Raw genomic sequence first — 22,782 nt, 5'->3', positions numbered from 1 at the left:
GGCCGGGGCAACGTAGATTCACGGCGTGACACATTTGCCTGATCAGGGCCCACAACCGGGCGTCCACGACCTCGGCTACGCGCGCCTCGACACCGACCGGCTGGAGCGCACCGGGGACGCCGAAGTCGTCTACGGCGCGGGCAAGACGCCGTCTCAGGTCGTGGAACTGCTGCGGACCCTGCACGCCACCCATCCCGGTCACGCCGTACTGGCGACCCGGTTGACGGACGAGGCCCAGGCGGCGGTGACCGCGGCGCTGCCGGACACCGTGGTGGACCCGGTCGGCCGTACGGCGGTGCTCGGCGAACCGCCGGCACAGCGGGGAACTGTCGCTGTCGTGGCGGCCGGTACGTCGGACGCTCCGGTGGCTGCTGAGGCGGCGACCACGGCTCGCGTGTTCGGGGCCGGGGTGGATGTCATCACGGACGTGGGCGTCGCCGGGCTGCACCGGATCCTCGGGGAGCGGGAGCGGCTCGACGCGGCGGACTGCCTGATCGTGGTTGCGGGGATGGAGGGCGCGCTGCCGAGCGTTGTCGGCGGGCTGGTCGGGGTGCCGCTGGTGGCGGTGCCGACGTCAGTTGGGTACGGCGCCTCGTTCGGTGGACTGGCTGCGCTCCTCGGAATGCTGAACTCGTGCGCGCCTGGGGTGACGGTTGTGAACATCGACAACGGGTTCGGGGCCGGAGTGTTCGCGGCACGCGTCGCGCGCCAGTCGACTCCTCGCGAGACGAAGGAGGCCTGATGAGAGTCGCTTGGATCGACTGCTCTGCCGGCGCCTCCGGTGACATGCTCCTGGGCGCTTTTCTGTCGGCAGGTGCCGACCTGAACGCGGTGAACGCGGCTGTCGCTGCTGTGGACCCGTCGTTGTCCGTCAGCGTCGCCCAGACCGCTCGTCATCAGATCGCCGCCACCAAAGCCAGCGTCAAGGTCAACGGCGAGCTCCACCCGGAAAACATCCCGGACGCCGGACACGGGCATGGGCACGGTCACGAGGACGCCGGACACGGTCACGGTCACAGTGGCGGCGGAGGGCATGGGCCGACTCGGGCTTGGGCTGAGGTTCGGCGGCTGCTCGAGGAGGCTCGGCTCGACGACGCGGTTCGGGCGCGGGCGCTGGATACTTTCGGGCGTCTTGCCCGCGCGGAGGCTGCCGCTCACGGGGTGGAGCCGGACACCGTGCACTTCCACGAAGTCGGCGCACTGGACGCGATCGCGGACATCGTCGGCGTCGCCGCCGCGTCCGTCTCCCTCGACCTCGATCACATCGTCGTCTCGACGATCGTGCTGGGCGGCGGGAGTCAGGTGCGCGGTCAGCACGGCGGCATCCCGATCCCGGGTCCCGCGGTCCTTCATCTGGTGTCCGAGGCCGAAGCACCGGTGACCGGCGGTCCGGCGCCGTACGAGATGACGACACCGACCGGCGCGGCCCTGCTGGCGACCCTGGCGGACGAGTTCGGCCCGATGCCGCCGATGCGGATCGAGCAGACCGGCGTCGGAGCGGGTGGCCGGGACCCGGTCGAGGTGCCGAACATCCTGCGCGTGGTGATCGGTGCGTCAGCCGACGAATTGGCCACCGAGCTCGTCTACGAGACCAACGTCGACGACCTCGACCCGCGGATCTGGCCGCAGGTCCTGGCCCGGCTGATGGAGGCCGGCGCCGCCGACGCGTGGCTGACCCCGATCCTGATGAAGAAGGGCCGTCCGGCGCACACGCTGTCGGTCCTGGTCGGCAGCGCGAACGCCGAGACGGTCCGGGCAGTGATCCTGTCCGAGACATCGGCGATCGGACTGCGTGAGTTCGGGATCCGCAAGCACGCCGCGGACCGCGAGTTCGCGACCGTCGACGTCGAGGGCCAGTCGATCCACGTGAAGATCGCCCGGTACGGCGGTCAGGTGATCAACGTGCAGCCGGAGTACGACGACGTGGCCGCGGCCGCGAACGTCCTGAAGAAGCCGGTGAAGTCGATCCTCGCCAAGGCGATCGCAGCCGGCCACGACCTCTGGAGTTAGCGCGCTTCGGCGTTCTCCGCGACAGCCTTCTGTTTGCGGCGGGGCCAGTCGTACGGCCACCACTGGGCGCCGTTGCGGCGGGCCCAGACGATCAGGCCGATCAGGACGGCCAGCTCGATCGCCGGGCAGATGGTGTCGCGGAGGCGCGCGCTGAAGAACTCCAGGGAGTCCGACAGGCTCGAGGCGACCTGGCGCGCGTGCGGGTCCCGCCCGGGGACGTACGCGATCGCGAGCATCGTCGTACGGACGACCATCAGGCCGTCGACCTTCGACGCGGCGACCGCGGCGAGGGCGGCCCAGGCGATCACGTCGTACCAGGGCAGCGAGTACATCGCGGTCAGCACCCAGGCGATCGCGTAGATCGCGGTGTACCGGATCGCGGCCGGCGTCGGGTCGTCCGGATGCGTTTGCGGCACCAACGACTTCGGCAGCACCTGCGTCAGCAGGATCGCGACCACGATCAGGCCGACCCAGGCGAGGATCGCCAGGACGGTCCGCACCAGACCGTTCGGCAGGAACAGGGTGAAGAAGCTCAGCAGCACCTTGTGCGGCGTGCCGGTGGAGATGAACGACGTCTGCGACCGCGCCTGCTGGAACGCCTGCAGCCCGACGATCGCGTACAGACCGCCCATCGCGATCGCGCCGCCACCGCAGAAGTACAGGCACCTACGACGGTCGGCGCGCAGCGCCCACAGCATCGCCACGCCGACCAGGCCGATCGACAGCTTCGTACAGCCCGCGACGCCGATCAGGATGCCGGCCAGGAACACGTGCCGCCGGAACAGCACCAGCGCGATCACCGCGAACATCACCGCGATCGCGTCGTTGTGCGCACCGGCCAGCACCGACCACAGCAGCAGCGGGTTGGCGAGGCTGAGCATGATCACGCGCCGCTTGGCCGGCAGGTCCTTGCCGACCAGCTTGACCAGCAGCAACCCGGTGACGACCAGGCCGATCGCGACCGACAACTGCAGCATCCACACGGTGAGCTGCGCGGAGTTCCCACCGATCACCGAGGACAGCCACTGGATCCAGGTCGCGATCGGCCCGTAGACGCTGCGCGCGCCCTGCCACGGACGCTCGGTCGCGGTGATCACCGGGTCGTACCCGAGCCGGATGGTGTCCGCCGGCGACGCCGTGTACGGGTCGCCGCCGAGCGCCATGATCCGCCCGTACGCCGCGTAGATCAGCACGTCCCCGGACGCCATCGGCGGGACCAGCGTGACCGCCGCCGTCGTACCGATGCCCAAGGCAATCAATCGGTCGACGCGCGGCGCCCAGCCGTGCTTCAACGCCTTGGTGGCAAGGAAAACGCCGTACCCGCCGAGCGCGATCGCGACGTAGATCATCACCGACACCAGCCAGTCGTTCGGCTTGGTGTCGAACCAGTACGACGGGAGCCACGCATGCCTGTTCGTCAGGGTCAGCACGACCACGGACGGACCGAGTAGACCGACCGCGACGATCAGCGCCGTACAGGCCAGATAGAGAGCGACAGCCCAACGGCCGTACTTCAGGCCCAGCTCAGTGCTCATTGCGCAGTCTCCGCGGAAAAAGACTGCGCAGCGACGGCCCACCACCGTCCGCGGGCAGCGCACTGCGAGCGGCGAGCGCACGCCGGACGTGCAGGTACTGCTTCGCGCGGTGCAGCTGACCGCGAAGATCCGTCCCGGTCGCGCGGTGCCGGACCTCGATCGGCACCTCCAGGATCCGGAAACCCTTCCGGCCCAGGTCGATCGTCAACGCGGTCTCGACACCGAACCCGGCAGCCAGCGGTACGGCGGAGTCGAACGCGGCCCGAGTGATGCAGCGCTGCCCGGACAACGGCTGCTCCGGCGCCCAGCCGGTCGCCTCCTGGATCCCGGCCCGCGCCAGCCGGACCACGAACCCGTGCCCGCCGGCCTTCGACCCGTCGGCCCGGATCTGCGCCGGCAACGTCCCGATGGTCATGTCCGCGCGGCCGGTCTGCACCGGCTCGATCAGCGGACCCGCTCCGGACGCAGTGTCGGTCAGGTCGGCGTCGAGGAACAGCAGGTGCCGCGGCCTGGCGCCGTCCCGCTCCGCGACGGCGGCCGCGCCGGTCTCCATCGCGGCAGCCTTCCCGCGGTTGCGCTCGTGCCGTACGACGACCGCACCGGCCCGCTCGGCCGCTTCCGTCGTACCGTCCGTGGAGCCGTCGTCGACGACCACGACCAGGTCGACGCCGATGATCTTGTGCACCGCGTCGACGGTCGCCGCGATCCGGTCGGCCTCGTCCTTCGCCGGGATCACGCAGGCGACGGCACGCTCGAACGGTTCGGGGGACTGGTCTTCATCGGGCACAGCACCGCAGCCTAGTTCCTCTCCAGCCGATCGACCGCGTCAGCAGCCGCTGCCCGCGGAATTCTCGTCCTTTCGTACGACGGGTCGGCCAGGGGACGATCGATATCGGCCAGGTGGCAGATGTTCCCGGGTCGCAGCGGCGGCAGGATTTCCGGTGTCAGGAAAAACGACTGGAAGAGGTAAGAAAATGACCCGCACAGTGACCGCCAACATCTCGCTCTCGCTCGACGGCCGGGTGAACGGCGCCGGTGGCGACTACGACATGAGCTGGATCGTCCCGCATGCGATCACCGAGGGTGCCCGCGACCACATGATCCGGGTGACCGGGCCGGCCACCACGGCGCTGCTCGGCCGGAAGAACTACGAGGGCTTCGGCGGCTTCTGGCCGGCGGTGGCCGACGACGAGAACGCGGCGCCGCAGGACCGGGCCTTCTCCCGCTGGCTGAACGAGACCGAGAAGGTGGTCTTCTCGACGACGCTGACCGAGGCGCCGTGGCAGAACTCCCGGATCGCGGACGGCGAGCCCGCTGATGTCGTCAAGCACCTGCGTGACCAGAACGGCGGCGACATCATCGTGCTGGCCAGCTCCAGCGTGATCCGCGCACTGCTGGCGGCCGACGAGATCGACCGGCTGAGCATCACGCTCGACCCCGAGCTGGTCGGCGGCGGGGCCCGGCTGTTCGAGGACGGCCTGCCGGCCACGTCGTGGAAGCTGACCGACTCGACCCCGACCGAGTCCGGCGCCCTCTGCCTGCTCTACGACCGCGTCCGCTCCTGACCCCGATTGGCCATCCGACGCATATTGTCGGACAATCAGACAGATTGATCGGGTTGTCGTAGCGTGGTGGGCACGGCCAAGCGAAGGGCGGACGGATGACCGAGACGCGACAGGACAGTACGGCGTACGGCGTCGACAGTGAGGTCGGTCCGCTGCGGACGGTGATGCTGCACCGGCCGGGCAACGAGCTCCGGCGGCTCACCCCGCGCAACAACGACAAGCTGCTGTTCGACGGCATCCCCTGGGTCGGCCGGGCGCAGGACGAGCACGACGCGTTCGCCCAGGCGCTCCGCGACCGCGACGTCGAGGTCCTGTACCTCGGTGAGCTGCTGACCGAGTCGCTCAACCACCCCGAGGCCCGGGCCAAGGCGGTCGCCGGCGCGACGGAGGACCTGCGCCTGGGTGACACCCTGCGCGACTACCTGCGGGCGTCGCTCGGTGATCTGGATGCGGCCGGGCTGGCGGAGGCGCTGATGGCCGGCGTACGCAACGACGAGGTGCACGCGGGCGGGCTGGTCACGTCGCTGCTGGCGCACGAGGACTTCCTGATCGACCCCCTGCCGAACCTGCTGTTCACCCGCGACTCGAGCGTCTGGATCCGGGACTCGGTCGCGGTCACCTCACTGGCGATGCCGGCCCGGATGCGCGAGACGCAGCTGACCGAGCTGATCTACACGTTCCACCCGCGGTTCGCGGGCGCCGACAAGGTGTACGACCACCAGCTGGAGCATGTCGAGGGCGGGGACGTGCTCGCGCTCGGTCCCGGCGTACTCGCGGTCGGGGTCGGGGAGCGGACCACACCGGCCGGTGTGGAGCGGCTGGCGCGGCGGGTCTTCACGAAGGGCCTCGCGCACACCGTTCTCGCCGTACCGATCGCTCAGCAGCGGGCGACGATGCACCTGGACACCGTCTGCACGATGGTCGACACCGACGCCGTCCTGATGTACCCGAACATGGCGGAGGAGATGCGGGCGCTCGCGGTCACGACCGACGGCGACCAGCTGCACGTCGCAGAGCCCGAGCCGTTCCTGGTCGCGGCGGCGAAGGCGCTCGGCATCGACACGCTGCGCCGCATCGACACCGGCCTGGACCCGGTGACGGCCGAGCGGGAGCAGTGGGACGACGGGAACAACACCCTGGCCCTCGCCCCGCGGGTCTGCATCGCGTACGAGCGGACCGTCGAGACCAATGCGCGACTGGAGGAGTCCGGGATCGAGGTCATCCGGATCTCCGGCTCCGAGCTCGGCTCCGGGCGTGGCGGACCGCGGTGTATGTCATGCCCGGTACTGCGGGCGCCCGCAACCCCGTGAGCCCAACGACACGCGGAGTGAAATCGGGGCTTGTGCCGAGCCCCCGGTCTGAGTACTCTTCATGGCTAGGCCCAGGCCCTGTTGCTCCCCCGTCAGCAGGACTTGGGCCGTCCACGTACTGGGCGGATTTTAACGATCATGGCCTAGACCACTCTGAGTGAACAGAACGCCCGGCTGATGATTCAGCCGGGCGTTCTGCTGTTCAGCTGTTCAGCGGATGGTGAGCTGGCGGCTGGCGAGGCCGGCGCGGGCGGCGCGCTCCTCGGTGCTCAGCGGCGCGTCGGTGGCGAGGGCCTTCTCGAGGGCGGTGGCGAAGTCGGCGGCGGGCTTCTCGACGTCGGTGGCCTCGGTGCCGGCGGGCAGCTCCCAGACCGGCGCCAGGACGCCGAGGGCGCGGAAGGAGCCGATCAGGCGGCTGCCGTCGATGAGCGCGGATCCACCGGCGGCGTGCAGCCGGGCGAGCGCGTCGAGCAGCGTGTCCTCGGTGTGCGGCATGACCCACCGCAGGTAGATGCGGTCGCCGATCTGCGTCCAGTACGCCGCCTCGACCGACTCCAGCCGGACCGTCGGAGCCGCCGCGGCGTTCGCGCGCTCCAGGCCGGCCGCGACCTCACCGGTCGGGTCCTCGACGTTCTCGCCGACCCAGTACTCGAAGCCTTCGTGGACCTTGATCTCGATCGGCTTGCTGGTGTCGATCAGGTCCTGCAGCCGCGGACCGTCCTTCATCAGGTCGCCGACCTGGACCGGGTGGCCCGGCTCGGTCTGCAGCGCGGTGGTGATCGCGTGGCCGAGGTCGCGGCTCGGGTCGCCGGACGAGGCGTGCGTCTGCATGCCGATCCAGATCGTCTCGTCGTCGCGCACCACACCCGGCATCGCCATCGGCAGCAGGGTGACGAGGTTGATCACCTTGCCGGCGTGCTCTGCCTCAATTTCTTGGCCGGCCAGCTCGACCTGGACCGTGCCCGACGGCACGATCTCGCGGAACGCGATCAGGTCGCACTCCGACGGCAGCCCCTCGAACGGCCGCACCACGAAGGTGTCGGCGGCCTGTGCCCGGTCCTTGCCGTGGCACTGCTTGAACCGCTTGCCGGAACCGCACGGGCAGGGTTCCCGCGGTCCGACATCCACCAGATCGGCCGGGTCGAGCGTGACGGTCGTCGTCGTGTTCTTCGCGCGCTGCCGCGACTTCTTTCCCATAACCCCGCAGTCTTGCAGCCCACACCACCCCAGAGCCAACCCGCTCAGCTCGGCTGGTGGGTGAGAGGACTAGCTCGGGACGATTGCGTGGACCGTGCGGTGGCGGGCGGCGGTGCGGACGCCCCAGCTGGAGGTGAGGACGTCGACGATGGCCAGGCCGCGGCCGCCGATCGACTCCGGATGCGGGTCGGCGATGCGCTGCGGCTCGGTGTCGCCGCGCCCGTCGGTCACCTCGACATGGATCCCGGCCCTGTCGATCCACCACGCGGCCCGCACCTCACCGGCCGGCAGCGCAGGCGCGTACCGGATAGCGTTGGAGAGCAGCTCCGAGAGCACCAACTGCGCATCGTCACAGGCAGCTTCGGTCACCCGATAGCGCTTCAGGTAGGCCGCCAGACGGCGTCGGGCGTCCGCTACTGCGGACACTTCGTGCGGCAGTACGACGTCCACAACGCTCACGTCGGCGGGCAGGGTCGCAGAGGACAAGCAGGGTCTCCTCGATGATCGGTTCAGCCACAAGGACTTCTCCCCCCGATCCCGGCCCGGAAAACACCCGCCGATATTCCGTTACATAGACGAGCGAAGATCACGCCTAAACATTGGGAAACCGTGACGAAATCGACGGTATTGAACGTTGCAATAACCGCCCGCATTCGCCTCGCTACGTATCCATACCTGCGTGACACAAGCCACACAAATTCGTCGCGGTGTGTCACAAACCCGCAGGTCAGGTACGACGTCCTACCTCTTCTGCCCCCTCGGCAAGGACCCGCAACGCGACGTCCGGGCGGTCGCTGATCACCGCGTCGACGCCGATCTCACGGCAGTGCCGGATGTCGTTCTCGGCGTTCACGGTCCAAACGTGGACCTGATGCCCGTGCTTGTGCGCGCGATCGACGTACTCCGGATGCGCGCTGACGATCTCCAGGCTCGGTCCGGCGTACGAAACACCGGTGGGTAGCGAGCCGTCGCGGAAGCGCAGCGGGACGCGGTCCATCAGCAGGACGGTGCGCAGGCCGGGGGCCGCGGTGCGCATCCGGCGCAGGGAGAGCCAGGAGAAGCTCATCACCCTGGCCGGCGACTCCGTTCCGACCTTCGGGTGCGCCCAGCCGTAGCGGTCGAGCGCCTCGATCAGGCGCCGCTCGACCAGTCCGGCGTACCGGGTCGGGTGCTTGGTCTCGATCGCCAGCTCGACCGGCCGGCCCGCGTCCCGCACGGTCGCGAGCAGCGTGTCGAGCGTGAGCACCTTCCGGACGTCGAGACCGGGCAGTTCGGCCTCGTCGTCGAGCTCGGCCCACGGGCGCTTCCACGAGCCCCAGTCGTACTTCTCCAGCTCTTCGAGGCTCATCGTGGACAGCACGCCACGGCCGTTCGAAGTGCGCTCGATCCTGCGGTCGTGGACGCAGACCAGATGACCGTCGGCGGTCAGCCGGACGTCGCACTCCAGTCCGTCCGCGCCGACATCGATCGCTCGTTGGTACGCCGCCAGCGTGTGTTCGGGGTTTACGTCGCTGGCACCGCGGTGCGCGACCACCCGTGGGAGCTTCCCCATGGAAGAAACTCTTTCACATGGTGGGTGATGATTGGCGCCATGGACATGCGGGCGATCGTGCTGGACGGGCCGGTGGAGCCGGAGGAGCTTCGGGTACGGCGGGTCGCGGTGCCTCAGCCCGCGCCCGGGTGGGTCCGGATCAAGGTGGAGGCGTTCGGCCTGAACCGGTCGGAGTACCACCTCCGCGCGGGCCTCGCGACGAACGCGCGGTTCCCGGTGATCCCCGGGATCGAGGCGGCCGGGACGGTCGACCTGGCGCCGGGCGGCGAGTTCGCGCCGGGGCAGCAGGTGGTCGCGATGATGGGCGGGATGGGCCGCGAGTACGACGGCGGGTACGCCGAGTACACCGTCGTACCGGCCTCGTCGGTGATCCCGGTGACGACCGACCTCGACTGGGCCACGCTCGGCGCGCTGCCGGAGATGCTGCAGACTGCGCACGGCTCGCTCCACACCGGCCTCGGGATCGAACCGGGGCAGGCGCTGCTGGTCCGCGGCGGTACGTCGTCCGTCGGCGTGGCAGCCGCCGTACTGGCGAAGGAACACGGGCTGACCGTCTTCTCGACGACGCGCAATCTGCAGCGCGTCGACGTACTGCGGGAACTCGGCGTCGACCATCCGATCGTTGACGACGCCAACGTTGCGCAGAAGGTCCGGGAGATTCTTCCGAGCGGCGTGCATGCGGCGCTCGAACTCGTCGGGACGAATGTCCTGCCGGACACGCTCCGGGCGACCGCGGTGCACGGCACGGTGTGTTTTACCGGAATGCTCAGCGACTCCTGGACGATTCCGGACTTCTATCCGATCGGATACCTCCCGAACGGTGTCCGGCTGACGGCGTACGGCGGCGAGAGCTCGGACCTGCCCGCGGACGCGTTCCAGCGGTACGTCGACCTGGTCGCGGCCGGCAAGCTCCCGATCCGGATCGACCGCGTCTTCACGATGGACGAGATCGGCGAGGCGCACCGGATCATGCAGGACGGCAAGGCGGTCGGAAAGCTCGTCGTACGGGTGAGTTGAGGGTCCCGCCACCTGACGGGACCCTCAACGACCTCAGGCAGTCGCCTCCTGTAACTGAGGAGCCCGGCCTGCCGGCCGCGCCAGACCGTAGTGCTCGCGCAGCGTCGTACCGGTGTATTCGGTCCGGAACAGGCCGCGCGCCTGCAGGATCGGGATCACCTCGTCCACGAACGTCGCGAGGCCGGACGGGAGCACCGGCGGCATCACGTTGAAGCCGTCGGCCGCCCCGGCCTCGAACCAGTGCTGGATCGCGTCCGCGACCTGCTCCGGCGTCCCCGTGAACGTGCGGTGCCCGCGCCCACCGCCGAGTCGGCCGATCAGCTCGCGAACGGTCAGGTTCTCGCGCCGGGCGAGCGTCACGATCAGCGTGTACCGGCTCTTCGCGCCCTCGATCTCATCCTCGTCGGGGAGATCCGCAGGGAGCTGCTGATCGAACGGCAGGTCCTCCGGCGACACCCGCAGCGTCTTCGCCAGCTGCAACCGCGCGTACTCGGGCCGGATCAGCTCGTCCAGCTGCCGCTCCAAGCGCTGGGCCTCCTCGACCGTGGACCCGATCACGGGCACGATCCCCGGCAGGATCTTGATCGTCTCCGGGTCCCTCCCGAGGGCCGCCGTACGCGCCTTCAGGTCCCGGTAGAAGTCCTGCGCGTCCTCCAGCGTCTGTTGCGCGGTGAAGACCGCCTCGGCGTACCGCGCCGCCAGCCCCTTGCCATCCTCGGACGACCCGGCCTGGACGATCAGCGGATGCCCCTGCGGCGACCGCGGCAGGTTCAGCGGCCCACGAACCTGGAAGTGCCTGCCGACGTGGTCGATCGGCTGCACCCGCTCCTGGACCGCCCAGACGCCCTCGGCCTTGTCCGCGATCGCGGCATCGTCCTGCCAGGAGTCCCAGAGCTTGTACGCGACCTCGAGGAACTCCGCCGCGCGGTCGTACCGCTCCGCATGCGCCGGCTGATCGGCGAGGTTGAAGTTGCGCGCCGCCTCCGGACCAGCGGTGGTCACCACGTTCCAGCCCGCACGCCCACCGCTTACGTGGTCCACGCTGGCGAACCGCCGCGCCACGTTGAACGGCTCGTTGTACGTCGTGGATGCGGTGGCGATCAGCCCGATCCGGGACGTGGCGGCCGCGATCGCGGTGAGCAGCACCGTCGGCTCCAGCGAACCGGCCGGCCGCCGCCCGACGTTGCCGAACAGCACCGGCGAGTCCGCGAAGAAGATCGAGTCGAACTTGCCACGCTCGGCCAGCTGTGCCAGGGCCTGGTAGTGCGCCACCGAGGTGTTCGCGAACGGATCGCTCTCCGGCAGCCGCCAGGACGCCTCGTGGTGCCCGGTGCTCATCAGGAACGCGTTCAGGTGCAGCTGCCTACTCATACCGAAACTCCCAAGGCGTCGAGAAGCCGCGAGCGGACCGCGGCGAATCCTGGATCGGCCGCACTGCGCGGCGCCGGCAACGTAATGGTCTCCTCGGCGACGATCCGGCCGGCGTCGAGCACGATCACCCGATCGGCCAGCACGATCGCCTCGTCGACGTCGTGCGTCACCAGCAGTACGGCGGGTTGGTGCGCCGCGCACAACTTCCGCAGCAACACGTGCATCTTCAACCGGGTCAGCGCGTCCAACGCACCGAACGGCTCGTCGGCGAGCAACAGCTCCGGCTCCCGCACCAGCGACCGCGCGAGCGCGACCCGCTGCTGCTCACCACCGGACAACTCGTTCGGCCACGCCTTCTCCCGGCCGGCCAATCCGACTTCTTCGAGACTCTCGCGGCCCCGCTCCACAGCCTGGGGGATCCCGAGCACGACGTTGTCCAATACTCTTGCCCACGGCAACAACCGGGAGTCCTGGAAGACAACCGAGACCTGTGCGGGTACGGCGAGCTCCCCGGACCCTTCCACGTCGTGGTCAAGACCCGCCAGCGCCCGGAGCAGCGTGCTCTTCCCGGAGCCGCTCTTTCCCAGCAGGGCAACGAATTCACCAGGTGCGATGTCCAGGTCCAGCCCGTCCAGTACGGCGCGCTCGTCGTACCGGCGTACCAGGTTGCGAACCTGGACGGTCGCGCTCAGGAGGCCAGCGTTCGGCGCCATGACAGGGCCCTCCTCTGGATCAGGCGGACGACCGCGTCGGACAGCAGGCCGAGGATGCCGTACACGACCAGGCCGACGATGATGATGTCGGTCTGCCCGTACGTGCGGGCCAGTTCCATCATGTAGCCGATGCCGCTGGTGGAGTTGATCTGCTCGACGACGACCAGGGACAACCATGCGCCTGTGACCGCGAACCGCAGCCCGAGCAGGAACCCCGGCAGTGCGCCCGGCAGCACCACGCGTCGGATGAACTCCCACTGCGACAACCCGACCGTCTGCGCGAGCTCGACGTACCGGCTGTCGATGGTGCGCAGACCGTTGTGGGTGTGGATGTAGATCGGCACGAACACCCCGAGCAGGATGGTGACGATCTTCATCGACTCACCGATGCCGAGCCAGAGGATCAGCAGCGGCAGCAGGGCCAGCGACGGGATCGCGCGCTTGATCTGGATCGGCCCGTCGAGGACAGCCTCACCGATCCGGGACAGGCCGGAGATCAGCGCGAGGAGCACGCCCAGCACGATGCCGAGCGCGAGACCGATCAGCGCCCGCTGCGCGGACGTCCACAGGTTCGACTGCAGGCGGCCGTCGGCGATCAGGTCGCCGGCCGTGGTCACCACGGTCCACGGCGCGGACAGTACTCGTTGGTCGATCCAACCGGTGGCCGATCCGACGCTCCAGATCACGAGCAGCAGCACCGGCCCGATCGCGGCCCCGAACCTGATCGGCTTCCCGGGTCCGAGGCGCCGGCGCCGTACGACGGGGGCCGAGGCCGTGCGCGGCCGCAGTCCGGGAAGTGTGGTCGCACTCATTTGGCGCCTCCCTTGATCGCGTCCGCGGCGACGGTCTGGAACCGCAGGTCGTACAGGTCCTTGGCCTGGATCACCTTGTTGCCGGTCTCCTTGGCGAGCAGCTCGATGGTCTGCTGCTGACGCTCGATCGCGTCGCTCCAGTCGGCGCTGATGTCCGGGTGCCCGGCGTTGTCGACGAGCCACTGCCCGTCGGCCTCGGTCAGGCCCTGGTCCTTCACGTAGTACCCCTGGATCCATTCCTTGGGGTGCTTGTCGATCCAGTCCTGCGCGACGCCCCACGCGGCGACGTACGCGCGGATCGCGGCCGCCTTGCCCGGGTCCTCGAGCGACTCGGTCACGACGTACAGGTGGCCGGCGTCGTCGCGGATACCGTGCGGGATCGTCGTCGCGCCGTCCTTGCCGTACTTCGTCAGGTAGCGCTTGATCTGTACGCCGCCAATCGGGGCGACGTCGACCTGCTTGCCGGACAGCGCGTTCGAGTACACGTCACCCGTGCTCGGCAGCTCGACCAGCTTCACGTCGTCCTTCGTCAGGCCGGCCTTCTGCAGCACCTTGAGGACCAGTGCGCCCTGCGCCTGGCCGGGGCTGTACGCGATCTTCTTCCCGCGCAGGTCGCCCAGCGTCTTGACCGAGACCCCCGGCGCGATGCCCAGCTGGTAGATCGGGTGGTTCAGCGGGTCCTTGCGGAACTTGGAGGCGACGATCTTCACCTGCAGGCCGGTCCAGGTCGCGTGGATCGGCGGGATCTCGGCGACCGAACCGAGGTCGAGCGCGTGCGCCCGGAACGCCTCGGTGGTCTGCGGACCGCCGCTCAGGTTCGCGAACTGGACGAACTTCGAGACCTTGTCGAGCTGGCCGGACAGCTTCAGCGCGACCTCGGTGGCGGGGTCGCCGACCACGATCTTCGTGCCGTCGGGGACCGAGGTGGGCAGCGGGGCGTCCCGCGAGAGCTTGGCGGCGTCGTCGGCGGCCGCGTTACCGCTGCATCCGGTGACGAGCGCGAGCAGGGCCAGGGCGGAAAGAAGGCGTTTTCTAGACATGGTGTGCTTTCGCGTAGCGGCCGTCGTGGTAGAGCAGCGGCTCGTGCTCACGACGTTCGGTGTGGGTGGCGAGGCGGGCGACGACCAGGTAGTGGTCGCCGACGGCGAAGCGGTGCGCGATCTGCGCGCGCAGGAAGCTCGGGGCGTCGTCGAGTGCGGGCTCGCCGGTGGCCAGCCGCGACCAGCGGGTCGGTCCGGCGAACCGGTCGATCCCGCTGGTGGCGAACCGGCCGGCGATCGCGTGCTGGTCGGCGGACAGGAAGTTGATCACCACGCTGCTCGCCGTACTCACGGTCGGCCAACTGGAGGCGCTGGTCGCGATCGCGAACGAGACCAGCGGCGGCAGCAGGCTGATCGAGACCAGCGAGGTCGCGGTGAAGCCGACCGGGCCGTGGCCGGCGTCCGCGGTGATCACCACGACGCCGGCGGCGTGGCGACGGAACACGGAGCGGTAGATGTCGGCGGTTACCACCCGCTCCGCGGCGCAAATTCTTGCATGATCGGGTACAACGGCCAGGGCAGGACGATTCAGGGCAGGTACAGACATGTCTCTCCCTCGGAACACGGGGCAGGGACGACCGGCGGCTAGAACACCGGGCGAGGAGGCAGAGGCCGGCTGCGACGGGGCCTCATGCAGTGCGCGACAGCAGAACGCGCGTCACCGACAGGTGGCGCTCGCCGTCCGCAGCAGATCGATGACGCGACGGCGGGTGAGGAGTGTCGTCGTCATGTCAGCTACCTTCTCATCAATGTCTACCTAGAAACTAGACAATCTCGCCATCCGGGACGGGTGTCCGAAACCGACCATCCGGTGGGACGACACGCCATCGAGTTGCCCTCACACCATCGGCGGTCGGTGCGTTCTACTGACGTGATGACTCGGGAGAAAGTCGGGCTGCCGCCGTTCCAGGCGCTGATCGACGCGCACTGGCTGGACGTCGCCAGGCTTGCGCGGGCGATGGCCGGCCAGGACGGCGACGACGTTGCGCAGCGCGCCTGGGAGAAGGCGTATGCGGCGTACCCGGGGCTGACCTCGGCGAAGAACCTGCGCAGCTGGCTCCTCACCATCACCGCCCGGTGCGCGACCGACGTCCACCGGGCACGGAAACCGCAGCGCCCGCTGGACGAGGCGCCGCCGGTCGCGGTCGACGGACCGGAGGCCGCGGTGTGGCCGGACCCCGACCTGTGGCGGGCGGTCAACGAACTCCCGGAGCGGCAACGCTTCGCGATCACGCTCAAGTACGTCGGCGACCTGGACCACCACGGCGTGGCCGCCGCTCTGGACACCACGCCCGCCGCGTCGCGCCGGCTCGTCAGCGACGCGCTGGCGACACTGCGCACGAAACTCGGAGTACACGATGACTGATCTCGAGAGCCGGCTGACCCGGCTCAGCACCACTGACCTGAAACCACCCGTCCTGCCCGACGCCGACGTCGCCTACACGCTGCACGACACCCCGATCGGGACGATGCTGCTCGCGATTGCGTACGGTCGGGTCGTCGCCAGCTCGTTCGACGACGAGGAGACGATGACCACGCGGCTCGCCCGGGCCGTGTCCCCGCGGGTACTACGGCAGCCTCGCCCGCTGGACGACGTACGACGACAACTCGACGAATACCTGTCCGGCAGCCGTCACGCCTTCGACCTGGAGGTGGACCTCGCACTGGCGACGCCGTTCCAGCGCCTCGTACTCACGGACCTGCCGACGCACACCAGGTACGGCGCGACGACGACGTACGGAACCGTTGCCGCCGACATCGACAAGCCCAAGGCTGCCCGCGCTGTCGGTACGGCGCTGGGCGCGAACCCGGTCTGCGTCGTACTGCCCTGCCACCGGGTCGTCGGCGCGAACGGGGCGCTCACCGGGTACGCCGGAGGGTTGGACGCAAAACGATTCTTGCTGAATCTCGAAGCAAAAAGCTGAGTTTTCCGGAATTGCCGAGAATGGATTTACACTCGGTTGCATAAGGAGCAGATCCCCAATGTGGAGTGGGGATCTGCTCCTGTTGACATGTCAGGAAGTTGACGGTTGGTGGATCTCCAGGATCAGCCGCCGACGGCCGCCCCAGTCACGTTTGTAGACCTTGAAGTCGTCGATTCCGGCGGCCGCGCAGAGCCTGCCGTAGCTGATCTCGTCGTGGATGAAGTGCACGCTGCTGTGCTCGTCGTCGTGCTCAGTGGTGACGATCCGGTGCTCCGGGCCCTGACGCATTCCGTTGGCGATCTCGGCCGCGGTCGCCGGTCCCCAGACCGGGCCCTCGATGATCGCGATGCCGCCGGGCTTCAGCACCCGGGAGATCTCGCAGATCGTGGAGATCTGCTCGTCCTCGGCGAACAGCTCGTGGAACGCCGTCCACAGGCAGATCACCGCGTCGAACGAGTCCCATTTGTACGGCAGATCGGTCATCGAGCCGATCGCCCAGTCGATCGCGAGCTCCTCCTCGGCGGCGCGGGCGCGGCCGGCCTCGAGCAGGTTGGGCGAGATGTCCAGGCCGCGCACGACCTTGCCGGCGCGGCGCAGCGGCAGCGCGATCCGGCCGTACCCGCAGCACAGGTCGAGCACCGTCTCGCGGCCCTCCAGCAGCTCCTGCACCGCCTTGACGATCAGCGCGTCCCGCTCGGGCGACGTGCGCGCGGCCAGTCCGTCGGCACCGAGTTCCGCATACTCGGCCCGACTACGCAGTGCGGAGTTCAGCATGACCGCAAGTATCACGGTGATCACGGGTCAGTTCCAGTCACGGTTCGGAAAGCGAGCGGTAATCGCCGTACTCTCGCGCCGCCGCCGCGTGCATACACACACTGAAAGCATGACGACGTACGACGACCTACGCGCGCTTTTCATCAACTGCACGCTGAAACGGTCACCTGAGCGCAGCAATACCGAGGGCCTGCTGGACGTGAGCCGGCAGATCATGGAGAAACAGGGCGTACGGGTCGACGTGATCCGCGCCGTGGACCACGACATCGCGACCGGCGTCTGGCCGGACATGACCGAGCACGGCTGGGCAACGGACGAGTGGCCCGCGATCCAGGAGCAGGTGATGGCCGCCGACATCCTGGTGATCGCCGGCCCGATCTGGCTGGGCGACAACAGCTCCGTCACCAAGCAGGTGATCGAGCGCCTGTACGGCAACTCGTCGATCCTCAACGAGCACGGGCAGTACGCGTACTACGGGCGCGTCGGCGGCTGCCTGATCACCGGGAACGAGGACGGCGTGAAGCACTGCGCGATGAACGTCCTCTACTCGCTGCAGCACCTCGGGTACACGGTCCCGCCGCAGGCGGACGCCGGCTGGATCGGCGAGGCCGGCCCCGGGCCGTCGTACCTCGACGAAGGGTCCGGTGGTCCGGACAACGACTTCACGAACCGGAACACCACGTTCATGACCTGGAACCTGTTGCACCTGGCAAGGATCCTGAAGGACGCCGGCGGGATCCCTGCCCACGGCAACCAGCGCTCCGAATGGGACGCCGGCTGCCGCTTCGACTTCGAGAACCCCGAGTACCGCTAGGCGGTAGGCCGGCGACCGATCCGGCCGAGCAGCACAGCGGCCACCATCGAGACGATGATCGAGGTGTACGTCGCGCCGAGCCAGCCCGGCACCGGTTGGTCGTTGAAGACGGCCTGCTGGATCTTCGTCCAGAACGGGGACCAGCCGGAGACGGTGCCAGGGTTCACCAACTGGTACGCGACGAAGCCGATCAGCCAGGCAGCGGTCGGCTGCCAGCGGAACTTCGCCGTACCGGAGACGTCCCACTTCATCTTGCTGACCACGAAGAAGTCCGCGATCGCGACCGCGAACAACGGGATGAAGACCGAGCCGATCAGGTACAGGAACTGGGTGTAGTTGCCCAGGTTGATGAACAGCGCGATGCCGGTGGCGAGGACGCCGATCGCGACCGAGATCCACCGCCGGTCGATGTGACCGATCAGGTTGTGCGCGGCCATCGTGGTCGAGTAGACGTTCGCGTACGCCTCGTCGACCTCGTCCACCAGCAGGACCAACAGCGCGATCGCACCGGCGGGCAGCGTGACCAGTGCGGTGATCACGTCCTCGCTGTTGGTCTGCAGCGTCGCCACAGCGACCACACCGAGCGCGTAGTACGCGATCGCCGCCAGGCCGTAGCCGAGCGAGGAGCCGGCGAACGCGGCCTTGTTGGTCCGCGAGTGCCGCGTGTAGTCCGCGGCCAGTGGTGCGAACGACACGACACCGGCAGCGGCGAGGTCGACCGCCGGCCAGAAGCCGAACACGCTGTCCTGCGACAGGGCGTGCACCGGCTTGCTGAGCACCTGCACGAACAGGTACACCGACGCGAGCAGCACCAGCCAGACCATGAACTTCCGCAGGATCTTCACGCTGCCGAGCGGGCGGACCGCCATCGCGGTCGCGATGATTCCGGCGAGTACGACGAACAGCCAGCGCCACCGCTCGCTCGTGACCGCGACCGCGGCCTGTGAGATGACGATGATCTCCATCGTCGCCCAGCCGACGTTCTGCGCGATGTTCAGCACGGTCGGCACGATCGAGCCACGGCGGCCGAACAGACCCCGCAGGCTCGCCATCGCGGGCGCACCCGTTTGGGACCCGAACACGGCCGCGCCACCGAGCACCAACGCACCGATGCCACAGCCGACGACCACCGCGAGCAGCCCCTGCCAGAGCGAGCCGGTGTACGCCGCCACCAGCGCACCGGTCACCGGGCCGAACAGCGAGATGCCGAAGTTGCCCCAGAGCGTGAACTGGTCGAAGAAGCCGAGCGTGCGCGGCGCATCGGTGGTGAGGACGAGCGGCGCCTCGGTGGTACCGGCAGGACGAACAGCTGTATCGGTCATGAGTGACCCCAATCCCTACGCCGGCATTACCCGGTCAGGTTCAGGCGGTCGGCGACCCAGCTGTCGCCCTCTCAGCCCGCGCATCCTCGGTGCGAGCTCCCGCATAGGTTTGTGCTGCTGAGTTTAACTCGTCAGCGACTTTCCGGAAGAGCGGCCGCTCGTTCTATGAGAGCGGCCAGCTCAGGGCCGTTCGTGACGACCGGCATGTGGGCCCCGGAGTCCAGCGTGCGGGCCTCGCCGTGGCTGAGTTCGGCGAGCCGTTCGACCCACTCCGCCGTACACAGCAGGTCGTGCCGGCCGCGGACGAGGACCACCGGCGCCTGGACGTGGGCCATGACCGCAGCCAGGTCGTGGTGCCTCGACGCTTCGCCGGCGCGGGCGATCGACGGCAGCGTCGTACGGGCGTACTGGGGACTGATCCGGACCAGCTTCGGCGCGTCCGGGATGGCGGAGCCGACGAGCCTGACCGCGCGGTCGACCCAGCTCGACAGCCGGACGTCGCCGGTCGGGGCGGCGAGAACTAGCGCGTGGGCGAGCTCGGGGTAGCGGATCGCCATCTCGACGACGATCTGACAGCTCGCCGAGTGGCCGACGAGCACGGACCGCTCGCGGATCTTCCCTGCCAGCGTTACCGCGAGGGCGCGGGGGTGCAGGTCCTCACGGGTGCCCGCCGGTTCGCCGTACCCGGGCAAGGTGACCACGTGGTACGGCGTGACGAGGTGCTCGACCGTCCGCGCGTACGACTCCGGGCCGAGGCCCAGGCCGGGCACGAGGACGACAGGTGCGTTCACTCCCAGGGAGCCTTGGCCGGGGCGCCTTTGACGACCGGGTTCGGTACGTCGGGCTTCAGCTCGCGGTACCCGAGGAAGAGGCCGACGGCGAGGATCAGCAGGCCGAAACCACCCCAGCCGTACGCCGTGGGCAGCCGGTGGACCGCGTCGTCGCTGGCACCCAGACCTGTGGACAGCACCATGAGCAGCCAGACCAGGATCGGGACGACGGAGACCGCGACCAGGAGCAGACCGGCCAGCTCGGCCGGGTCAGGCCGGCGACTGGCCTTGCGGCGGGCCATCACGTCGCGGACCCACATCACCAGCGCGGCGGTGCCGACGACCACGAGCAGCAGCTGACCGATCGCGTCGAGTACGTCAGTACGGAGTGGGTGGTTGAGCGGCGAGCCTGGCGCCTGCGAGATCTCCCGGAGCGCGACGCGCTGAACAGAGACGACCAGCAGCCCGTAGATCGCGGCGATGAACGCGGCCAGGCCGACGACCCGAGCGGCACGCGGGTCACGCGAGTGCTCCTCGCGGCCGTACTTCGGGAGCTCATGCGGCTCCGGGCTCACCGGGGCGCCGTACGGTGCACCGGGGCGGTAGGTCGGGGGCTGGTGGTACGCCGGGTTGCCCTGAGCCGGTGGCTGCGTTCCGTAGGCCTGCGGCTGCGCGTACGGGAACTGCTCCGGCGGGGCAGACTGACCGGCGCCGTACGTGCCGCCGCCGTACGGCGTGGGCGGAGCGAAGTGCTGCTCCTCGCCGGGCCCCTGCTGCTCGGGCTGCTCGTCCCTGCCGTACGTCGGGAAGTCCTGTGACGACATCGGTTACTCCCTCCCGTCGTACCCAGTTTCTCAGGTCGCCTTGATCGTCGGCCAGGCGTTCGGCAGGCAACCGGCCAGACCCTTGGTCTGCTGCATCATCACCGGCGCGGGGGTCTTCGGGGTCGTGCAGGTCGAGTGGCCGTGGCCGAGCGCATGGCCGACCTCGTGGTTGACCAGGTAGCTGCGGTACAGGTCGACTTTCCCGTTGTACGCCGGGATCGCGTAGATCCACCGCTTCGCGTTGAGCACGACGCGGTCCTCGACGCGGCAGGAGACCTCACCGCCCGTGTCGAGCGGCAGACAGAGCTTGTCGGTCAGGGTCGGCGTGGCGAGGATGATCCGGAGGTCGGCGTCGACGCGGTCCGTCCGCTCGAAACTCACCTCGTGCACCGCCTGCCAGCCGCGCGGGTCCGTCAGCGTCTTGTGGATGGCGGCCGCGACCGCGGCACCGTTCACCGACACACCTTGCTCGATCTCCACGCGGTACGTCATCTTGTCGCGCACACCGGTCGCCTTGTTGAACCCAGGCACCACGGCGAGCTTCCCGGTCGACACGAGCACGTTCGGCTTCGCACCCTTGGGCTTGCGCGTCAGGGTCGGTGCCGGTCGCAACGGAGTGGTGAACTTCTGCGTCGGCGTGGCAATGGGAACCGGTGTCACCTTGGGCGTGACCGAGGTCACGGGCGCTTCCTGAGCAACCTCGTTGACTCCCGCAACCGCCTGCGCCGCCAAGCTGTTCCGGTGCGCGACATCCGGATGCGCCACCACGACGGTCCCCAGCACCGCCAACGCCGTCACCACAAGCCACTGCCCCTTGTACGACTTCCGCCGACTGTGCCGCCCACCCCGCCGCCGCCCAGACGTGGGTCCGCGCTGGCCGCTCCGCCGGGTGGTCATGACACGTGACCCTACCGATACCTGCCGAGGCACGAAAGCCCGGTTTCGTTAAGCCGTCCTGGTACGCAGAAATTTTCCGAAATGCGGCACGGTGAACGCGACCGTGCCGCGTTCGGCGGAGAAGACGAGGCCCTTCTTGATCAGGCCGTCGCGGGCTGGGGAGAGGGACTGGGGTTTGCGGTTGAGGGTGCTGGCGACTTCGGCGGTGGGGACGGAGCCGTCGTCGACGCCGATGCCGAGTTCGGCCATGGCGCGCATGTACTCGCGTTCCGCGGGGGTGGCGCGTTCGTAGCGGGAGCCGAAGAAGCCGACGGTCAGCTCGGCCGACGCCTCGGGGCCCGCGACGGCGACGTCCTTGATGGTGATGGGTGAGGTCGGCGCGTGGTCCCAGGTCGAGTGCGCGAAGGCCTGCACGAAGTACGGGTACCCGTCCGTCTGCGCGTACAGCTCGTCCAGCGCCTCCTCGTCGTACTGCACGCCTTCGCTCTCTGCCGGCACCATCAGCGCCCGGTCGCACGCCTCCCGCGCCAGGCGGTCCACACGGATGTAGCGGAACAATCGCTCGGAGTACGACTTGCTGGCGGACAGTACGGCGGGCAGATGCGGCAGTCCCGCGCCGACGACGACCAGCGGCGCGCTTTGCTGCGAGATCTCGTGACAAGCGGCGCACAGTGCGGACAGGTCGTCCGCACTGATGTCCTGCATCTCGTCGATGAACAGCCCGACCCCGACGGTCAGGTCACCGGCCAGGTCCGCGGCATCGGCGAACAGCTCGATCAGGTCCATCTCCAGGTCACCGGAGTCGGCCCGGCCCTTCGCCGCGGCCACGTCCACCGGCGGGTGCCAGCGGATCCCCTTGCGGTCGTTCGCCGCCGTCCGCAACGCGAAGGCCTTCAGTACGGCGCTGAACTGGTCGACCTTCTCGTCGTCGCGGTGCCGGTGCCCCAGCTCCCGCATCGCGGTGTGCAGCGCCTGCGCGATCGGCAGCCGGATGCTCTGGTCCGGTCGCGCCTCGATCTTCCCGGTGCCCCATGCCCGCTTGATCGCCTGCGAGCGCAGTGTGTTGAGCAGCACCGTCTTGCCGACGCCCCGGAGACCGCTGAGCACCAGGCTCCGCTCCGGTCTGCCTGCCGCGACCCGTTCGAGCACCACCTCGAACTGCCGCACCTCGGTGTCGCGTCCGGCCAGCTCAGGCGGCCGCTGACCGGCGCCGGGCGCATAGGGATTCCGGATCGGATCCATGCTTTCACTGTATGAGGCCGTCTAGCGTTTTCCGTAGATTGACCGATCAAGGAGCAGAGCGTGTCGCGATGGGTCTCTACGACTTTCTAGTG

Annotated in this window: 24 protein-coding genes and 1 riboswitch; of the genes, 8 read left to right on the top strand and 16 right to left on the bottom strand. The window is 68.9% G+C overall.

From position 1 onward, the window contains the following. The first annotated feature begins 25 nt into the window (after nt 1-25). The gene (gene larB / locus E0H45_RS12115) at nt 26-742 is read left to right on the top strand and encodes a nickel pincer cofactor biosynthesis protein LarB (RefSeq protein ID WP_131337064.1); all 717 of its coding nucleotides are present in this window, start codon (nt 26-28) and stop codon (nt 740-742) included. Beyond that, complete coding sequence (gene larC / locus E0H45_RS12110; protein WP_131337062.1) at nt 742-2,010, top strand: nickel pincer cofactor biosynthesis protein LarC; 1,269 nt, start codon at nt 742-744, stop codon at nt 2,008-2,010. Before larB ends, larC begins: the two co-directional genes overlap by 1 nt. Here larC and E0H45_RS12105 read toward each other — a convergent pair. Together E0H45_RS12105 and E0H45_RS12100 are read right to left on the bottom strand one after the other, a co-directional pair. Beyond that, the gene (locus E0H45_RS12105; protein ID WP_131337060.1) at nt 2,007-3,545 is read right to left on the bottom strand and encodes an MptA/MptB family glycosyltransferase; all 1,539 of its coding nucleotides are present in this window, start codon (nt 3,543-3,545) and stop codon (nt 2,007-2,009) included. The two genes, larC and E0H45_RS12105, sit on opposite strands and share 4 nt — an antisense overlap. After that, nucleotides 3,535-4,332: a glycosyltransferase family 2 protein gene (locus E0H45_RS12100; protein ID WP_131337058.1), complete on the bottom strand. Its 798-nt coding sequence runs from the start codon at nt 4,330-4,332 to the stop codon at nt 3,535-3,537. Before E0H45_RS12100 ends, E0H45_RS12105 begins: the two co-directional genes overlap by 11 nt. 187 nt (nt 4,333-4,519) lie before the next feature. Here E0H45_RS12100 and E0H45_RS12095 point away from each other — a divergent pair, with 187 nt between their 5' ends. Both E0H45_RS12095 and E0H45_RS12090 read left to right on the top strand, forming a co-directional pair. Beyond that, nucleotides 4,520-5,110, top strand: a complete 591-nt coding sequence (locus E0H45_RS12095; protein ID WP_131337057.1) for a dihydrofolate reductase family protein — start codon at nt 4,520-4,522, stop codon at nt 5,108-5,110. Between the two features lie 95 nt (nt 5,111-5,205). After that, nucleotides 5,206-6,420 carry an arginine deiminase gene (locus tag E0H45_RS12090; protein WP_131337055.1) on the top strand — a complete coding sequence of 405 codons (1,215 nt, stop codon included), beginning with the start codon at nt 5,206-5,208 and terminating at the stop codon, nt 6,418-6,420. A gap of 210 nt (nt 6,421-6,630) precedes the next feature. Here the strand turns inward: E0H45_RS12090 and E0H45_RS12085 are convergent, their stop codons facing one another. The 3 genes from E0H45_RS12085 to E0H45_RS12075 all read right to left on the bottom strand — a co-directional run bounded on the left by E0H45_RS12085 (nt 6,631) and on the right by E0H45_RS12075 (nt 9,169). Then, nucleotides 6,631-7,617 carry a DUF5926 family protein gene (locus E0H45_RS12085; RefSeq protein ID WP_131337053.1) on the bottom strand — a complete coding sequence of 329 codons (987 nt, stop codon included), beginning with the start codon at nt 7,615-7,617 and terminating at the stop codon, nt 6,631-6,633. Nucleotides 7,618-7,686: 69 nt separating this feature from the next. Further along, nucleotides 7,687-8,103: an ATP-binding protein gene (locus tag E0H45_RS12080; protein WP_131337051.1), complete on the bottom strand. Its 417-nt coding sequence runs from the start codon at nt 8,101-8,103 to the stop codon at nt 7,687-7,689. Nucleotides 8,104-8,344: 241 nt separating this feature from the next. Beyond that, nucleotides 8,345-9,169, bottom strand: coding sequence for a glycerophosphodiester phosphodiesterase (locus E0H45_RS12075; protein ID WP_131337049.1), 825 nt, complete (start codon nt 9,167-9,169; stop codon nt 8,345-8,347). 39 nt (nt 9,170-9,208) lie between these two features. Between E0H45_RS12075 and E0H45_RS12070 the strand changes: the two genes are divergently transcribed. Next, nucleotides 9,209-10,186, top strand: a complete 978-nt coding sequence (locus E0H45_RS12070) for a zinc-binding alcohol dehydrogenase family protein (protein ID WP_131337047.1) — start codon at nt 9,209-9,211, stop codon at nt 10,184-10,186. Nucleotides 10,187-10,219: 33 nt separating this feature from the next. Here E0H45_RS12070 and E0H45_RS12065 read toward each other — a convergent pair whose 3' ends face one another. The 5 genes from E0H45_RS12065 to E0H45_RS12045 are packed head-to-tail and all read right to left on the bottom strand — an operon-like array spanning nt 10,220 to nt 14,594. Beyond that, nucleotides 10,220-11,557, bottom strand: coding sequence for an LLM class flavin-dependent oxidoreductase (locus E0H45_RS12065; protein ID WP_131337045.1), 1,338 nt, complete (start codon nt 11,555-11,557; stop codon nt 10,220-10,222). After that, nucleotides 11,554-12,270 carry an ABC transporter ATP-binding protein gene (locus tag E0H45_RS12060; RefSeq protein ID WP_131337043.1) on the bottom strand — a complete coding sequence of 239 codons (717 nt, stop codon included), beginning with the start codon at nt 12,268-12,270 and terminating at the stop codon, nt 11,554-11,556. Before E0H45_RS12060 ends, E0H45_RS12065 begins: the two co-directional genes overlap by 4 nt. Further along, the gene (locus tag E0H45_RS12055; protein WP_131337040.1) at nt 12,246-13,082 is read right to left on the bottom strand and encodes an ABC transporter permease; all 837 of its coding nucleotides are present in this window, start codon (nt 13,080-13,082) and stop codon (nt 12,246-12,248) included. Before E0H45_RS12055 ends, E0H45_RS12060 begins: the two co-directional genes overlap by 25 nt. Beyond that, nucleotides 13,079-14,122, bottom strand: coding sequence for an ABC transporter substrate-binding protein (locus E0H45_RS12050; protein ID WP_131337039.1), 1,044 nt, complete (start codon nt 14,120-14,122; stop codon nt 13,079-13,081). The genes E0H45_RS12055 and E0H45_RS12050 overlap by 4 nt, the downstream gene beginning before the upstream one ends. After that, complete coding sequence (locus E0H45_RS12045; protein WP_238154923.1) at nt 14,115-14,594, bottom strand: flavin reductase family protein; 480 nt, start codon at nt 14,592-14,594, stop codon at nt 14,115-14,117. Before E0H45_RS12045 ends, E0H45_RS12050 begins: the two co-directional genes overlap by 8 nt. A gap of 402 nt (nt 14,595-14,996) precedes the next feature. Between E0H45_RS12045 and E0H45_RS12040 the strand changes: the two genes are divergently transcribed. Both E0H45_RS12040 and E0H45_RS12035 read left to right on the top strand, forming a co-directional pair. After that, nucleotides 14,997-15,488 carry an RNA polymerase sigma factor gene (locus tag E0H45_RS12040; RefSeq protein WP_131337035.1) on the top strand — a complete coding sequence of 164 codons (492 nt, stop codon included), beginning with the start codon at nt 14,997-14,999 and terminating at the stop codon, nt 15,486-15,488. After that, nucleotides 15,481-16,047 (top strand): methylated-DNA--[protein]-cysteine S-methyltransferase, encoded by a 567-nt coding sequence (locus tag E0H45_RS12035; protein WP_131337033.1) that lies wholly within the window; start codon nt 15,481-15,483, stop codon nt 16,045-16,047. The genes E0H45_RS12040 and E0H45_RS12035 overlap by 8 nt, the downstream gene beginning before the upstream one ends. A gap of 90 nt (nt 16,048-16,137) precedes the next feature. Here E0H45_RS12035 and E0H45_RS12030 read toward each other — a convergent pair whose 3' ends face one another. Beyond that, nucleotides 16,138-16,821: a class I SAM-dependent methyltransferase gene (locus E0H45_RS12030; protein WP_131337031.1), complete on the bottom strand. Its 684-nt coding sequence runs from the start codon at nt 16,819-16,821 to the stop codon at nt 16,138-16,140. 109 nt (nt 16,822-16,930) lie between these two features. Here E0H45_RS12030 and E0H45_RS12025 point away from each other — a divergent pair, with 109 nt between their 5' ends. Continuing rightward, nucleotides 16,931-17,635 carry a flavodoxin family protein gene (locus tag E0H45_RS12025; protein ID WP_131337029.1) on the top strand — a complete coding sequence of 235 codons (705 nt, stop codon included), beginning with the start codon at nt 16,931-16,933 and terminating at the stop codon, nt 17,633-17,635. Here E0H45_RS12025 and E0H45_RS12020 read toward each other — a convergent pair. The 5 genes from E0H45_RS12020 to E0H45_RS12000 all read right to left on the bottom strand — a co-directional run bounded on the left by E0H45_RS12020 (nt 17,632) and on the right by E0H45_RS12000 (nt 22,690). Continuing rightward, complete coding sequence (locus tag E0H45_RS12020) at nt 17,632-18,957, bottom strand: purine-cytosine permease family protein (protein WP_131337027.1); 1,326 nt, start codon at nt 18,955-18,957, stop codon at nt 17,632-17,634. The two genes, E0H45_RS12025 and E0H45_RS12020, sit on opposite strands and share 4 nt — an antisense overlap. Then, nucleotides 18,953-19,070: riboswitch (TPP riboswitch) on the bottom strand. (Overlaps the previous gene by 5 nt.) 18 nt (nt 19,071-19,088) lie before the next feature. Further along, the gene (locus E0H45_RS12015; RefSeq protein WP_131337025.1) at nt 19,089-19,748 is read right to left on the bottom strand and encodes an alpha/beta fold hydrolase; all 660 of its coding nucleotides are present in this window, start codon (nt 19,746-19,748) and stop codon (nt 19,089-19,091) included. Further along, nucleotides 19,745-20,551 carry a hypothetical protein gene (locus E0H45_RS12010; RefSeq protein ID WP_131337023.1) on the bottom strand — a complete coding sequence of 269 codons (807 nt, stop codon included), beginning with the start codon at nt 20,549-20,551 and terminating at the stop codon, nt 19,745-19,747. Before E0H45_RS12010 ends, E0H45_RS12015 begins: the two co-directional genes overlap by 4 nt. 30 nt (nt 20,552-20,581) lie before the next feature. After that, nucleotides 20,582-21,448, bottom strand: coding sequence for a DUF3152 domain-containing protein (locus E0H45_RS12005; RefSeq protein ID WP_131337021.1), 867 nt, complete (start codon nt 21,446-21,448; stop codon nt 20,582-20,584). 48 nt (nt 21,449-21,496) lie between these two features. Further along, nucleotides 21,497-22,690: an ATP-binding protein gene (locus E0H45_RS12000; RefSeq protein WP_131337019.1), complete on the bottom strand. Its 1,194-nt coding sequence runs from the start codon at nt 22,688-22,690 to the stop codon at nt 21,497-21,499. Nucleotides 22,691-22,782 lie beyond the last annotated feature (92 nt).

This window comes from Kribbella soli (assembly GCF_004331345.1).
GTDB classification, from domain to species: Bacteria; Actinomycetota; Actinomycetes; order Propionibacteriales; family Kribbellaceae; genus Kribbella; species Kribbella soli.
The sequence above is the reverse complement of the archived record's forward strand: the minus strand, read 5'-3'. Positions and strand labels throughout refer to the sequence as shown.

Bases quoted from the DNA above. Each gene is read 5' to 3' on its own strand.
- E0H45_RS12060 (WP_131337043.1), bottom strand. From the start codon at position 12,270: ATGGCGCCGAACGCTGGCCTCCTGAGCGCGACCGTCCAGGTTCGCAAC.
- E0H45_RS12055 (WP_131337040.1), bottom strand. From the start codon at position 13,082: ATGAGTGCGACCACACTTCCCGGACTGCGGCCGCGCACGGCCTCGGCC.
- E0H45_RS12030 (WP_131337031.1), bottom strand. From the start codon at position 16,821: ATGCTGAACTCCGCACTGCGTAGTCGGGCCGAGTATGCGGAACTCGGT.
- E0H45_RS12050 (WP_131337039.1), bottom strand. From the start codon at position 14,122: ATGTCTAGAAAACGCCTTCTTTCCGCCCTGGCCCTGCTCGCGCTCGTC.
- E0H45_RS12085 (WP_131337053.1), bottom strand. From the start codon at position 7,617: ATGGGAAAGAAGTCGCGGCAGCGCGCGAAGAACACGACGACGACCGTC.
- E0H45_RS12025 (WP_131337029.1), top strand. From the start codon at position 16,931: ATGACGACGTACGACGACCTACGCGCGCTTTTCATCAACTGCACGCTG.
- E0H45_RS12000 (WP_131337019.1), bottom strand. From the start codon at position 22,690: ATGGATCCGATCCGGAATCCCTATGCGCCCGGCGCCGGTCAGCGGCCG.
- E0H45_RS12095 (WP_131337057.1), top strand. From the start codon at position 4,520: ATGACCCGCACAGTGACCGCCAACATCTCGCTCTCGCTCGACGGCCGG.
- E0H45_RS12075 (WP_131337049.1), bottom strand. From the start codon at position 9,169: ATGGGGAAGCTCCCACGGGTGGTCGCGCACCGCGGTGCCAGCGACGTA.
- E0H45_RS12005 (WP_131337021.1), bottom strand. From the start codon at position 21,448: ATGACCACCCGGCGGAGCGGCCAGCGCGGACCCACGTCTGGGCGGCGG.
- E0H45_RS12040 (WP_131337035.1), top strand. From the start codon at position 14,997: ATGACTCGGGAGAAAGTCGGGCTGCCGCCGTTCCAGGCGCTGATCGAC.
- larC (WP_131337062.1), top strand. From the start codon at position 742: ATGAGAGTCGCTTGGATCGACTGCTCTGCCGGCGCCTCCGGTGACATG.
- E0H45_RS12010 (WP_131337023.1), bottom strand. From the start codon at position 20,551: ATGTCGTCACAGGACTTCCCGACGTACGGCAGGGACGAGCAGCCCGAG.
- E0H45_RS12070 (WP_131337047.1), top strand. From the start codon at position 9,209: ATGGACATGCGGGCGATCGTGCTGGACGGGCCGGTGGAGCCGGAGGAG.
- E0H45_RS12105 (WP_131337060.1), bottom strand. From the start codon at position 3,545: ATGAGCACTGAGCTGGGCCTGAAGTACGGCCGTTGGGCTGTCGCTCTC.
- E0H45_RS12065 (WP_131337045.1), bottom strand. From the start codon at position 11,557: ATGAGTAGGCAGCTGCACCTGAACGCGTTCCTGATGAGCACCGGGCAC.
- E0H45_RS12020 (WP_131337027.1), bottom strand. From the start codon at position 18,957: ATGACCGATACAGCTGTTCGTCCTGCCGGTACCACCGAGGCGCCGCTC.
- E0H45_RS12090 (WP_131337055.1), top strand. From the start codon at position 5,206: ATGACCGAGACGCGACAGGACAGTACGGCGTACGGCGTCGACAGTGAG.
- E0H45_RS12035 (WP_131337033.1), top strand. From the start codon at position 15,481: ATGACTGATCTCGAGAGCCGGCTGACCCGGCTCAGCACCACTGACCTG.